This is a genomic window from Phenylobacterium sp. CCH9-H3 (assembly GCF_001557235.1).
Classification (GTDB): Bacteria; Pseudomonadota; Alphaproteobacteria; order Caulobacterales; family Caulobacteraceae; genus Phenylobacterium.
Map to the genome: position 1 here is coordinate 36,126 of NZ_LSJI01000058.1, position 12,503 is coordinate 48,628.

A 12,503-nucleotide genomic window follows, 5' to 3' on the forward strand; every position below is an offset into this window, starting at 1 on the left:
GCCAACCTCAAATCCCTAAATGCCCGCGCCATTGTCGATGGCCCGCAACGCCTCCTCATGGGCCTGCGCCTCCGCCTCGATCCAGCCGATGAAGGCCTTCACCTGCGGCAGCCGTCCCTTGGCCTTGGGGTGGACGAGGTAGTAGGCGAAGTCGACGGCCTGCGCCATCTGCAGCGGGGCCACCAGGCGTCCCGCGTCCAGGTCGGCCTGGGCCAGGGTGCGCTTGGCCAGGGCCACGCCGCGGCCGTTGGCGGCCGCCTCGATCACCAGGCTGGACTGGTTGAACCGCGGACCGCGGTGCCCATCGATGCCGCGCAGCCCTCGGGCCGCCAGCCACATCGGCCAGTCGGGGCAGCTGTCGTCGATCTCGGGCGAGCCGTCATGCAGCAGCGTATGGTGGGCCAGGTCCTCGGGGCTCTCCAGCGGGTGTTCCTTGACGAGCTCCGGGCTGATCACGGGGATCACCGCCTCGCTGACCAGCCGCTTGACCTCCAGGCCCGGATAGCGGCCGGCGCCGTAGCGGAGCGCCAGGTCGACCTCGCCCGCGTTGAGGTCGACGAGGTCCATGCCGGCGTTGAGCCACACGTCCACCTGCGGATGCGCCCGCTCGAACGCTCCCAGGCGGGGCGCCAGCCACTTGGCGGCGAAGGAGGGCGGGGCGGTGATGGTCAGGCGCCGTCCGTCGACGGCGGCGGTCAGCAGGCTGGCGGCCTCGGCCAGGCGGTCGAAGGCCTCGCGCAGGGCGGGCAGGGCGGTCTGGGCCGCGTCCGTCAGCAGGAGGCCTTTCGGCGTGCGCTTGAAGAGCGCCGCGCCGACATAGTCTTCCAGGTTCTGGATCTGCTGGCTGACGGCGCCCGGCGTCACCGACAGCTCGTCCGCCGCCCGGCTGAAGTTCAGGTGGCGCGCGGCCGCCTCGAACGCCCGAAGGGCGTTGAGCGGCGGCAGACGGCGGCGCTGCTGGTTTCGATCCATCCTAGAATTCCTGACACCCCGGGCAGAAGTCCTCGGGTTGCGACTTGGGCTTCTCCGCCCCTATTTGCAAGCGTCCGCCGGTGTATCGGCCCTTTTCACCGGTGGGCGACAGACGGGGCGGGCGCCAGTCCGCCCCGTCATGATTTCGGGGCCGGTGTGTCGATAGAGAAGCTAAACATGGGTGTCAGCAGCGGCAAAGGCAGGCGGAACGATCGCCTCGTGGTGCTGGGCGGCGGCGCCCCGTCGCGCGGCCCGGGTCAGGTGTGGCTGGTGGGCGCGGGGCCTGGCGATCCGGACCTGCTGACCATCAAGGCGCTCAAGGCGCTGCAAGCGGCCGAGGTCGTGGTCCACGACGGCCTGGTGTCGGACGAAATCCTGGCCCTGGCGCCGGGGGCGGCGCGCCGCATCTCGGTGGCCAAGCGCAAGTCGCGGCACTCCTACAGCCAGGACGAGATCAACCGGATGCTCGTGGCCTTCGCGCTCGACGGCCTGAACGTCGTCCGGCTCAAGGGCGGCGACCCCTTCATCTTCGGCCGTGGCGGCGAGGAACTGGAAGCCTGCCGCGAGGCGGGCGTGGATTGCTGCATCGTGCCCGGCGTCACCGCGGCCCTGGCGGCGAGCGCCAGCGCGGGCGCGCCCTTGACCCACCGCGGCTCGGCCCAGGCGGTGACCTTCGTCACCGGCCATGCGGCGCAGAAAGCAACAGGGGGAAGCGGCGAGCCCGACCTGGACTGGGAGAGCCTGGCAAAGGCGAACCAGACGGTGGTGATCTACATGGGCCTGTCGATGGCCGCCCCGATCGCCACGCGCCTGATGGCCGCCGGCCGGGCCGGTTCGACGCCCGCCCTGATCGTCGAGAACGCCAGCCGCGCTGCCGAGCGCCGCCTGAAAACTACGCTGGCCGGCCTCGCCGAGGCGGCGGCCAACCTGGGTGGTCCGGCCCTGCTGATCGTGGGCGAGGCCATGGCCCTGGCCCGCGAGGGTGAGGGACGCCCTCAAGTCGAAACGCTTATCCGCGAGGCCCGGGCATGAAAGCTCTGACCGCCAACCGCCTGCTCGACGGCGAGGTCGTCTTCTGGAACGCCGGCCAGTGGGTCGAGCGCTTCGCCGACGCCCAGCTGTGGGCCAACGACGACCCGGTGGCCATCGAGGCGGAGGCCGCGGCCAAGAACCAGCCCAAGGTCGTGGTCGACGCCTATCTGATCGACCTGGTGGAGTCCGAAGGCCTCTGGGCTCCGCTGAGCTATCGCGAGCGCATCCGCGCGCTCGGGCCCTCGAACCACCTCCACCACGGCAAGCAGGCCGAGGGCGGGGCGGTGATCGAGGCGCTGCAACACGCCCACGGCGCGGCCCGCTCGACCGGCCGCGTCAACCTGATCAAGCGGAAGTAGCGCGATGTACCAGTACGACACCATCGACAAGGCGATGCTCGCCGACCGCTCGGCCGAGTTCCGCGGCCAGGTCGCCCGCCGCCTCGCCGGCGAGCTGACCGAGGACCAGTTCAAGCCGCTGCGGCTGATGAACGGCCTCTATCTGCAGCTCCACGCCTACATGCTGCGGGTCGCCATCCCGTATGGCTCGCTGAACCCGACCCAGCTGCGCAAGCTGGCCTGGATCGGCCGCACCTACGACAAGGGCTACGGCCACTTCACGACGCGGACGAACCTGCAGTTCCACTGGATCAAGCTGGCCGACACGCCGGACATCCTGGATCACCTGGCCAGCGTCGACATGCACGCGATCCAGACCTCGGGGAACTGCATCCGCAACACCACGACGGATCCCTATGCGGGGGCTACGGCCGAGGAAGTGGACGATCCGCGAGTGTGGGCCGAGGCGATCCGCCAGTGGTCGACCTTCCACCCCGAATTCTCGTTCCTGCCCCGCAAGTTCAAGATCGCCATCACCGCGGCGCCCAAGGACCGCACGGCCGCCCGCGTCCACGACATCGGCTTGGTGCTGAAGCGCGCCCGCGACGGGGCGCTGGGCTTCGAGGTGATCGTCGGCGGCGGCATGGGGCGCACGCCCTACGTCGGCCCCACGATCCGCGAGTTCCTGCCGGTCAACCGGCTGCTCTCGTATCTGGAAGCGATCCTGCGCGTGTACAATCGCCACGGCCGCCGGGACAACATCTACAAGGCCCGGATCAAGATCCTGGTCGCGGCCCTGGGCAAGGACGAGTTCGCCCGCCAGGTGGAGGCTGAGTGGGCCAAAATCGGCGAGGGCGCGGACCTGCCGGACACCGAGCTCGCCCGCATCCGCGGCGCCTTCGCCCAGACCAACTTCGTGACCTTGCCGGCGCAGTCGGAGGCGTTCGAGGCCGCCAAGGCCGCCAAGCCGGCGTTCGCCCGCTTCGTCCGCAACAACGTCAAGCCGCACAAGAAGCCCGGCTACGGCATCGTCGAGATCAGCCTGAAGGGCATCGGCGATACGCCCGGCGACGCCACCTCCGAACAGATGGAGGTCGTGGCCGACCTGGCCGAGCAGTATGGCCTGGGCGACATCCGGGTGACGCACGAACAGAACCTGGTGCTGCCACACGTGAAGCTGGACGACGTCCCGGCGGTCTGGGCGGCGCTGGCGGAGGCCGGCATCGCCACGCCGAACATCAACCTGGTCAGCGACATCATCGCCTGCCCGGGGCTCGACTACTGCGCCCTGGCCAACGCCCGGGCGATCCCCATCGCCCAGCACATCGCGGAGAAGTTCCGCGACCAGGACCGGGCCGAGAAGATCGGCGAGCTGAAGATCAAGATCAGCGGCTGCATCAACGCCTGCGGGCACCACCATGTGGGCCACATCGGCATCCTGGGCGTCGATAAGAAGGGCGAGGAGTTCTACCAGCTGACGCTGGGCGGCTCGGGCGCCGAGGACGCTTCGGTAGGCTCCATGCTCGGCCCGGCGCTGCCCTACGACAGGGTCGCCGACGCCGTGGACACGCTGGTCGACGTCTACCTGCGCGAACGGCAGGACGGCGAGCGCTTCCTCGACACCTTCCGCCGCACCGGCGTCACCCCCTTCAAGGAGGCTGTCTATGCCGATGCTCATTGAGCTGAAGGACGGCGTCGCCAAGTCCGCCGAAGATCCTTTCACCCACGTTGCGGACGACCAGGACATGGCGAGCGGCGACGTGATCGTCTCGCTGGTCCGCTTCCAGTCCGAAGGCGAGGGGCTGCTTGCCGACGGGCGTCGCGTGGGCGTGCGCCTGAAGGCGGAGGAAGAGGTCGAGGCCCTGGCTTACGATCTTCCCCGCCTCTCGGTGGTCGCGCTCGAGTTTCCCAAGTATCGCGACGGCCGCGCCTATACGAACGCCCGCCTGCTGCGCGAGCGGTTCCACTTCAAAGGCGAGGTGCGCGCCGTGGGCGATGTGCTGCGCGAGCAGGCCGGTTTCATGGTCCGGGTAGGTTTCGACGCCTTCGAGCCTGCCGACGACGCCAGTTCCAACGAGTGGCAGGCTGCGGCCCACCGCTACCGCCACGTCTACCAGAGGTCCGCCGACGGCCGTGCGCCGGCCTTCGCGGAACGGGAGGGCTGAGTGATGGCCTTTGACGCTCTCGATCGTAACCCCGTGGCTCTGCGCCTCGACGCCGAGCTGCGCCATGCGCACCCGCGCACCATCCTGGAAGCTGCAGTCGAGAGCTTCGGGGACAAGCTGGCCCTGGTGTCGTCGTTCGGCGCCGAGTCGGCCGTGCTCCTCGATATCGCCGCCAAGGTGAAGCCCGACATCGCAGTGCTGTTCCTGGATACCGGCATGCTGTTCGGCCAGACGCTGGACTATCGCCAGCAGCTCGCCGCACGCCTTGGCCTCACCAATGTGCGCGACCTGCGGCCTCAGTACCAAGACCTGGCCACCGCCGATCCCCAGGCCAAGCTTTGGCAGACCGACACCGACGCCTGCTGCCACATCCGCAAGGTTCTGCCGCTGGACAAGGCCTTGGGCGAGTTCGACGCCTGGATCACCGGCCGCAAGCGCTTCCACGGCGGCGACCGTCTGCACCTGCCGGTGGTCGAACAGTCCGAGGGCAAGCTCAAGTTCAACCCGCTGGCCAACTGGGGCAAGCCCGACCTCGACGCCTATGCGGCCGAGCACGGCCTTCCGGCCCATCCCTTGGTGGCCCAGGGCTTTCCCTCGATCGGCTGCTGGCCCTGCACCCAGCCGGCGGAGGAGGGCGAGGATGTGCGCGCCGGCCGCTGGAAGGGGATGGACAAGACCGAGTGCGGCATCCATCTGGCGCGTGCGCCGGGGACGCCTGACAACGTCGGCGGCGATATCTAGGATTTCAGGAATGAACGACGTGACCCTGGCTCAGCCGGCGCCGGCCGGCGCTATCAAGGCGTCCGGCGCCTTCTTCGTCGAAACGGTGACCTGGGTCCATCACTGGACGCCCAGTCTGTTCTCCTTCCGCACGACGCGGGATCCGGCGCTGCGTTTTTCCAGCGGCCAGTTCGTGATGGTCGGGTTGCAGAAGGAGGACGGCAAGCCTCTGGTCCGCGCCTATTCCATCGCCTCGCCGTCGTGGCACGAGGAACTGGAGTTCTATTCCATCAAGGTGCCGGACGGCCCGCTCACCTCGCGCCTGCAGAACATCAAGGTGGGCGACCAGGTCCTCATCGGGCGAAAGCCGACCGGCACCCTCGTGCTGGACGGCCTGAAGCCGGGCAAGCGTCTCTATATGCTCGGCACGGGCACGGGCCTTGCCCCCTGGCTGTCGTTGGCCCGCGACCCGGAGGTCTATGAGCGCTTCGAGACCGTGGTGGTGACCCACACCGTCCGCGAGGTGGCCGACCTCAACTACGCCGACCTGTTCGCCGAGCTGCCCAAGGACGAGGTCCTGGGCGAGCTGATCGACGGAAAGCTCAGGTACTATCCCACCGTGACCCGAGAAGAGTTCCGGACCAAGGGGCGGATCACCGATCTCATCGCCTCCGGGCAGATGTTCGCCGACCTGGGGCTGCCGCCGTTCAATCCGGCGGAGGATCGGGTCATGCTGTGCGGCGGGCCGTCGGTGCTGGCCGACCTCAAGCAGCAACTCATCGACCTTGGCTACCAGGAAGGCTCGATCGCGCAGCCTGGCGATTTCGTGCTCGAGAAGGCGTTCGTCGAGACCTGAACCAAGGCCTGCACGTCCCGCTCGCCAAAACGTTAAATCCGACCTGCGGCATTACCCATAAGAGGTTCTACGTAGGGATTCCTCCCGGATTTTAACCATACGGCGGGAATGCGAAACTCGGACAGATCGAGGGAAAGCCTCCATGTCCGAGACCCATTTCGACACCGCCGCGACCGCCAAAGCGCTCAGGACCCACCTGTCCGGGTGGTTCGGCACGCCGCAGGTCTGCAGCCACGACGCCCCGACTGACCGCTCCGCTGTGGTGCGGCTGAATCCCGGGTGCTCCGCGGCATGTGGCGGGACGAGTCCCGGCGCGTGCGGACCGGTGGGCGCCTGCGGGTCCGACGCCGAGCCTCCGGCCTGCGATCTCGCCGCCCAGCTTCGCGCCGAGCAGCAGCGTGGCCGCGAGATGGAACGCGTCCTATCGCAATACGTCTCGCCCGGCGTGCTCGAGCGCCTGATGGCGGATCCGGACGGCATTGGGGCGGGCAGCGAGACCCGCGACGTGACCGTGCTGTTCGCCGACCTCCAGGGCTTCACCTCGCTCGCGGAAGCGCTGAAGGACAATCCCGGGCGCCTTGCCGACCTGATCAACGCCTTCCTCGACCCGATGACCGACATCGTGCTGGCGCACGGCGGCACGATCGACAAGTACATGGGGGACTGCATCATGGCCTTCTGGGGCGCACCCGCTCACGACCCGGCACAGGCCTCGCACGCCTTCGATGCCGCCCAGGCCATGATCGCCGCGATGGACGAGGTGCGGGACCGCTTCCGCGCCATCTTCGCGGAGGAGAGCGAACCGCCGCCCGTGAACATCGGGATCAGCATCGGGATCAACTCCGGCGATTGCATTGTCGGAAACGTGGGCAGCCGCCGGCGCTTCGACTACTCGGTTCTGGGCGACCCGGTGAATGTCGCCTCCCGGCTCGAGGAACTCTGCAAGGCCTACGACACGCCCCTTCTGATCGGCGAGGAGACGGCGCGGCGTCTGGGTCAGGATGCCGGCCTGACCGCCATCGGCCGGGTCGGCCTGCGCGGACGTAGCCAGCGACTGGGCGTGTTCGCCTTGGGCCAGCCGGCGCGCGAGGGGTTGGCGGCATGACCTTCGTCACCGCTCATGAGCAGGCCGTTCTCCCGGCTCACACCGACGAGCGACTTCCGCGAGGCGTGGGCCTCATGATCGGAGCTGCCGTTTCACTCGTCCTCTGGGCGCCCTTGATCTACGGCGCGATCCGCCTGTTCGGCTGATCCCTGCCAGGCGGTTGTCCGGCGTAGCACGAACACCGCCCGCGCCTCGACGCCGGCCTTCGGTACGACCACCGGCTCGTAGCCCAGGGCTGGAAGACGCGCGCAGATGATCCCGAACGTGGCCTCGGCCTCCACCCAGTCCTGCCGCCGCTCGGCGTCGGTCGCGTAGATCTCGCGCCAGGGCGGGAAGACGAAGACCCGCGGATTATACCGGCGCGTCCGCACCGCCTCCACGACCCGTGGCGAGGGCAGGGCGCCGTTCGCGCCGTAGCTGTCGATGATCCCGCGGTCGAAGAAGACCCTGCCGGTCTCGCAGGCCAGGGCGTCGAAGATGGCGATGTCGCGCTCCACGCACCGCGCCACGAAGGCGTCATTGTCGAGCCACGGCACGGCGTCGCCGCCGGCCGCCACCTGCTCGCGGATCACGGCGCGCGCCGTCTCCTCGACGACACGTTCGCCCATGGCCTGGAGGTGGCGGATGAGCGTGGTCTTGCCCACACCGGGGCCGCCGGTGAGGACGAAGAAGTTCGGCTTGTGGATGGCTGCCCCCGGAAGGCGAGGGCCGGCCCGCCTTACTTCGGCGGGCAGCCCGCGAAGTTCCCGACCTTCACCGCGGTGAGAGTGCCGAGATTGAGCTTCTGCATCGGCTTCATCGAAGCCGCGCCATGACCCGTGTAGAGGTCGATCCGCTGACCCTTGATCGCGCCGCCCACGTCGGACGCGTACCAGTAGCCATCGTGCGCCTGGCCGTCGGGCATCTTGATGCCCACCGTCTCCTTGATGAAGACCACCGTGCGGCGGGGGATGATGTTCTTGTCGACGGCCAGGGTGCGCATCGGCACGACGCGGCAGCCCAGGCTGTCCAGGGCGCCCACGCCCTTGGCGCCGGCGTGATAGAGCGTGGCCTTCACGTTGAAGACCGCCGATCCGGGGAGCGCCCCCGAAATGATCGAGCTTACGAGGTCCCCGACGGGATCGTTGCTCGCGGCTTGCGCGTTTGAGGCGATACCGATGGCGGAAAGCACTGCCAGGGCGGCGAGGCGGCGTCGCATGGACGGCGTCCTCCTTCGTCGTTGAACTGGTGGCGGAGTCCTACCGGCTGAGCTCCCGCGGGGCAACCCCCGCCGGGCCATTGGCCGCGCCCTGTGAGTTTTCCTGACAGTCGTCGTGAGACGGTATCGCTTGATCCCTCTCGGCTTCCGGCACAAAGCGACGTGACGAACGAGGGAGGCCGGCGCGTGAAAATCTATGGTGACAGCATCTCGGGCAACTGCCTGAAGGTGAAGTGGACGGCCGATCTCCTGGGCCTGAACTACGCCTGGATCGAGACCAGCGTCCTCAAAGGCGAGTCGCGGACCGCCGACTTTCTGGCGATGAATCCGGCGGGCCAAGTCCCGGCGGTGGTCCTGGACGACGGCCGCGCCCTGGCCCAGTCCAACGCCATCATCCTTCACTTGGCCGAAGGTTCCGACCTCGTTCCGGCTGCCCCTTACGACCGCGCCAAGATGTTGGAGTGGATGTTCTGGGAGCAGTACAGCCACGAGCCCTACGTGGCCGTCGCCCGGTTCCAGGTCTTCTATCTCGGCAAGCCCGTCGCCGATCTGGAACCTCGGCTCATCGAGCGGGGGAACGCGGCGCTGCAGCGGATGGAGCTGGCGCTCGGCGAGACCCCGTTCCTCGTGGGCCAGGCGCTGTCGCTCGCCGACGTGGCGCTGGTCGCCTACACCCGCGTCGCCCACGAGGGCGGCTTCAGCCTCGATCCCTATCCGCGGGTGAAGGCCTGGGTGGCGCGCGTGGAGGCGGCTCTCGGCATCCGCTGAGCGCGCTTGCCATTGTCGCGGACGGGCGTGAAAAGCGGAGGCATGAAGCGCCTTCCCGCCCTCGCCCTCGCCGCCGCGCTCGCCGCCGCGCCCAGTTCGCTGTTCGCCTGGGGGAACTCCGGCCACCGCATGCTGGGCGAGATCGCCATGCGGGCCCTGCCGTCCGACATGCCCGCCTTCCTGCTCACGAAGACGGCGGCAGCGGATGTCGGCGAGCTGTCGCGCGAGCCCGACCGGTCCAAGGGCGCCGGCAAGCTGCACGACCAGGATCGCGACCCGGGGCACTTCATTGACCTGGACGACGACGGCAAGCTGCTGGGCGGGCCCCAGATGCTGCCCCTGGCGGCCACCCGGGCCGACTTCGAGACCCAGCTCCGCGCTGCCGGCCTCGACCAGTGGAAGGTCGGCTACCTGCCGTATTCGATCATCGACCGCTACCAGCAGCTCACCAGCGACTTCGCCTACTGGCGGGTGCTGAAGGCGGCGGAGGCCAATCCGAAATGGAAGGCGAACCGCAAGTGGTTCACCGCGGACCGAATCCGCCGCGAAGCCCTGATCTTCAAGGGCATCGGCGAGCTCAGCCACTTCGTGGGAGACGGCAGCCAGCCGCTGCACGTGACCAGCCACTACAACGGCTGGGGCGACGGCCCGAACCCCAACAACTATTCCAAGGCGCGCCTGCACGGTCCGTTCGAGAGCGATCTCGTCCAGGCCACGGTGAAGCCGGCGGCCGTGGCGGCAAAGGTTGCGCCGCTGCGCCTCTGCAACTGCCCGATCGAACAGCGCGTATCCGAATACCTGTCCGCCACGGGCAGGCAGGTGATCCCGTTCTACGAGATGGAGAAGGCGGGGGGCATGGCGCCGGGTGACCCGCGCGGCACGGCCATGGCTACCGAGCGCCTGGCGGTGGGCGCGTCCGAGCTGCGCGACGTGATCGTCGAGGCGTGGCGGGCCAGCCTGAACTCCAAGGTCGGCTGGCGGCCGGTGGCGGTGAAGGACGTGCTGGCCGGCGCGGCCGACCCCTATCCGGCCCTCTACGGGATCGACTGATGGCCGTTCCCCAGTTCGGGACGCGGGAGGACGGCCGCGACTATCGCGATCGCCCGGCCGCCTTCGGGATCGCAGCGCGCGAGGGGCGCATTGCGCTGGTCCGGATCGAGAAGCCCGGCCATACCGCCTGGCACGATCTGCCTGGCGGCGCGCTGGACCCCGGCGAGACGGCTGAAGACGCCGTGGTCCGCGAGTTCGGGGAGGAAGCCGGCCTGAAGGTTGCGGTCGGCCGCGAGTATGCGCGGGCCGACCAGTACTTCCTCAACACCGACAGCGAGGCGTTCGACAACCGGGCGGTGTTCTTCACCCTGGTGGTGGCGGGCGATGATCCTGGCCTGAAGATCGAGGACGACCACACCCTGGTGTGGATGGACCCGCATGAGGCGCTGGCGATCCTGCGTCATGACGCCCATGCCTGGGCCGTCGCGGCGTGGCTGAGATTGCGCGCGCGGGCCTGAGGGTCTAGCAGCGCGCCATGACGGCGGGAATCATCGACGGAAAGGTCCACGCCGAGCGCGTGCGGGCCGAGGTGGCGGCCGAGGTCGCCGAACTGCGGGCGAAGCATGGGCTGCAACCCGGCCTGGCGGTGGTGCTGGTGGGCGACGACCCGGCGAGCCAGGTCTATGTGAAGTCCAAGGGCGAGCACTCGCTGGCCGTGGGCATGCATTCCGTGACGCATCGGCTGCCCGCGGACACGCAACAGGCCGAGCTGCTCCGGCTGGTGGCCGACCTCAACGCCGATCCGCTGATCCACGGAATCCTGGTCCAGCTTCCGCTGCCGAAGCACCTGGACGAGAAGGCGGTGATCGCCGCCATCGACCCGGACAAGGACGTGGACGGCCTGCACGTCGTCAATGCGGGCCGGCTGGTCGCGGGCCTGCCGGCGCTGGTGGCCTGCACGCCCACGGGCTGCATCATCATGCTCAAGGCGACGCTGGGCGACCTGACGGGCAAGCGGGCGGTTGTGGTGGGCCGCTCGCTGCTGGTGGGCAAGCCGGTCGCCCAGCTCCTGCTGGCCGAAGACTGCACGGTCACCATGGCCCATTCGCGCACCCGCGACCTTCCGGCCGTCTGCCGCGAGGCCGACATCCTGGTCGCCGCCGTGGGGCGGCCGCGCATGATCCGTGGCGACTGGATCAAGCCGGGGGCCTGCGTCATCGACGTGGGCATCAACCGCGTGCCGTTCGACGATCCGATAAAGGCCGCCGAGGGGCGCACCAAGCTGGTGGGCGACGTCCACTACAAGGAGGCCCTGCAGGTCGCCGGATCGATCACGCCGGTGCCGGGCGGCGTTGGCCTGATGACGGTCGCCGTGCTGCTCCAGAACACGGTCACCGCCGCCCGGCGACAGGCCGGCCTCGCCGGCTAGGTCGGCTTGGCGCTCTCGTTGGTCCAGGCCACGACTTCGGCCAGAACTTCGGAGACTGCGCGGTCGTAGGCCGGCACGATGGCCGAGACCCGGTTGTCGCCAGCGCGAATCCGCTTCTCGAACAGCTTCTCACCTACCAGGCCGCGATCACTCGCGCCCGTCATCGCGGCCCGCACCCGCACGACCACCAGCGGCGGCGCCTTGGGTCCCTGGTCGTAGTGCGCCTCGAAGTTCCGGACATCGAGCCGCAGCACATAGGCCGCGGAGGCCGGCTCGCCCCGGGCGATCAGCCGAACGGGGCCTTCGTCGGCGTCGAAGGCGGCGACCACGGCCTCGTCCCACAGCACTGCCGCCGGGGCCACCCAGCGGGTCTCCGCCACATAGGCCGCCTTGCCGCCCGTGATGGTGAGCAACCGGTCCCCCGCGGCCTCGCGCTGGAAGGTCGCGTTGGCGCGGAACACCCCGACGGTTCCCATCGGCGTGGCGACCGCACTGGCGCCCACGGGCTGGCCGAAGCGGTAGAGGTGCGCCGGCTTGGTCTTCGGAAGCAGCGAAACGCAGGCCGAGAGCGCCAGCGAGGTCGCGCCGACGACGACGAAGCGGAGGAGGGCGGGCGAGCGCATCATTGGGGCACCTTCACTTCCTCGGCCTTGCCCTTGGCGAGCGCGCCCGAAGGGTTGGACTGGACCTCGTTGATCAGCCGCTCCAGCGACTCGGCCGTGGTCTGCAGCTGGATCACCGCCGCGGTCACCTGCGGCAGGCCGTTGGTGGCGAAGTCCGTGGTCGGCCCCTGCAAGCGGCCCAGCATCTCGCGGGCGTCCTTGGCCGCGGCGCGGCCTTCCTCGGCGGCGTCGGCCAGGTTCTTGATCGCGCGGCGGCCGTCGCCGTCGACCACTTCGCGGGTGGCGCGGGAGAGGGCGGCGATCTCGG

15 protein-coding genes and 1 pseudogene are annotated in these 12,503 nt (G+C 69.2%); 11 read left to right on the forward strand and 5 right to left on the reverse strand.

The annotated features are described in order from the left end of the window. Positions 1-15 precede the first annotated feature (15 nt). Positions 16-972, reverse strand: coding sequence for a transcriptional regulator GcvA (gene gcvA, locus AX721_RS05195; RefSeq protein ID WP_068874958.1), 957 nt, complete (start codon positions 970-972; stop codon positions 16-18). A gap of 177 nt (positions 973-1,149) precedes the next feature. On the opposite strand from gcvA, the gene cobA reads away from it, so the two are divergent. The 7 genes from cobA (at position 1,150) to AX721_RS05230 (ending at position 7,188) form a co-directional block, all read left to right on the forward strand. Then, on the forward strand, positions 1,150-2,004 hold the full coding sequence (gene cobA, locus AX721_RS05200) for a uroporphyrinogen-III C-methyltransferase (RefSeq protein ID WP_068874959.1): 855 nt from the start codon (positions 1,150-1,152) through the stop codon (positions 2,002-2,004). Continuing rightward, positions 2,001-2,363 carry a DUF2849 domain-containing protein gene (locus AX721_RS05205; RefSeq protein WP_068874960.1) on the forward strand — a complete coding sequence of 121 codons (363 nt, stop codon included), beginning with the start codon at positions 2,001-2,003 and terminating at the stop codon, positions 2,361-2,363. The genes cobA and AX721_RS05205 overlap by 4 nt, the downstream gene beginning before the upstream one ends. A 4-nt stretch (positions 2,364-2,367) precedes the next feature. Beyond that, entirely contained in the window at positions 2,368-4,023 is a 1,656-nt protein-coding gene (locus tag AX721_RS05210) for a nitrite/sulfite reductase (RefSeq protein WP_068874961.1), read from the forward strand. Further along, positions 4,007-4,507: a DUF934 domain-containing protein gene (locus AX721_RS05215; protein ID WP_068874962.1), complete on the forward strand. Its 501-nt coding sequence runs from the start codon at positions 4,007-4,009 to the stop codon at positions 4,505-4,507. Before AX721_RS05210 ends, AX721_RS05215 begins: the two co-directional genes overlap by 17 nt. Before the next feature lie 3 nt (positions 4,508-4,510). Continuing rightward, positions 4,511-5,248, forward strand: a complete 738-nt coding sequence (locus AX721_RS05220) for a phosphoadenylyl-sulfate reductase (RefSeq protein ID WP_068874977.1) — start codon at positions 4,511-4,513, stop codon at positions 5,246-5,248. A 10-nt stretch (positions 5,249-5,258) separates the two neighbouring features. Next, on the forward strand, positions 5,259-6,083 hold the full coding sequence (locus AX721_RS05225) for a ferredoxin--NADP reductase (RefSeq protein WP_068874963.1): 825 nt from the start codon (positions 5,259-5,261) through the stop codon (positions 6,081-6,083). A 142-nt stretch (positions 6,084-6,225) separates the two neighbouring features. Then, positions 6,226-7,188, forward strand: a complete 963-nt coding sequence (locus AX721_RS05230; protein WP_082765586.1) for an adenylate/guanylate cyclase domain-containing protein — start codon at positions 6,226-6,228, stop codon at positions 7,186-7,188. Between the two features lie 92 nt (positions 7,189-7,280). Here AX721_RS05230 and AX721_RS05235 read toward each other — a convergent pair whose 3' ends face one another. Together AX721_RS05235 and AX721_RS05240 are read right to left on the reverse strand one after the other, a co-directional pair. Continuing rightward, on the reverse strand, positions 7,281-7,922 hold the full coding sequence (locus tag AX721_RS05235; RefSeq protein WP_082765587.1) for an AAA family ATPase: 642 nt from the start codon (positions 7,920-7,922) through the stop codon (positions 7,281-7,283). Beyond that, positions 7,907-8,386 (reverse strand): 3D domain-containing protein, encoded by a 480-nt coding sequence (locus tag AX721_RS05240; protein ID WP_068874966.1) that lies wholly within the window; start codon positions 8,384-8,386, stop codon positions 7,907-7,909. Before AX721_RS05240 ends, AX721_RS05235 begins: the two co-directional genes overlap by 16 nt. Before the next feature lie 186 nt (positions 8,387-8,572). Here AX721_RS05240 and AX721_RS05245 point away from each other — a divergent pair, with 186 nt between their 5' ends. Genes AX721_RS05245 through folD form a run of 4 tightly spaced genes read left to right on the forward strand, consistent with a single transcriptional unit; the run spans position 8,573 to position 11,573 of the window. Further along, complete coding sequence (locus AX721_RS05245) at positions 8,573-9,154, forward strand: glutathione S-transferase family protein (RefSeq protein WP_068874967.1); 582 nt, start codon at positions 8,573-8,575, stop codon at positions 9,152-9,154. 42 nt (positions 9,155-9,196) lie between these two features. Then, a complete protein-coding gene (locus AX721_RS05250; protein ID WP_068874968.1) occupies positions 9,197-10,204 on the forward strand; it encodes a S1/P1 Nuclease in 1,008 nt (335 codons plus the stop codon). Further along, positions 10,204-10,662: an NUDIX domain-containing protein gene (locus AX721_RS05255; RefSeq protein ID WP_068874969.1), complete on the forward strand. Its 459-nt coding sequence runs from the start codon at positions 10,204-10,206 to the stop codon at positions 10,660-10,662. Before AX721_RS05250 ends, AX721_RS05255 begins: the two co-directional genes overlap by 1 nt. A gap of 17 nt (positions 10,663-10,679) precedes the next feature. After that, a complete protein-coding gene (folD, locus tag AX721_RS05260) occupies positions 10,680-11,573 on the forward strand; it encodes a bifunctional methylenetetrahydrofolate dehydrogenase/methenyltetrahydrofolate cyclohydrolase FolD (RefSeq protein WP_068874970.1) in 894 nt (297 codons plus the stop codon). On the opposite strand, the gene AX721_RS05265 is transcribed toward folD, so the two are convergent. Beyond that, a complete protein-coding gene (locus AX721_RS05265) occupies positions 11,570-12,199 on the reverse strand; it encodes an ABC-type transport auxiliary lipoprotein family protein (RefSeq protein WP_068874971.1) in 630 nt (209 codons plus the stop codon). The two genes, folD and AX721_RS05265, sit on opposite strands and share 4 nt — an antisense overlap. Continuing rightward, positions 12,196-12,503: pseudogene (locus tag AX721_RS27800) on the reverse strand (MCE family protein); the annotation flags it as partial. The pseudogene AX721_RS27800 and the gene AX721_RS05265, both read right to left, overlap by 4 nt.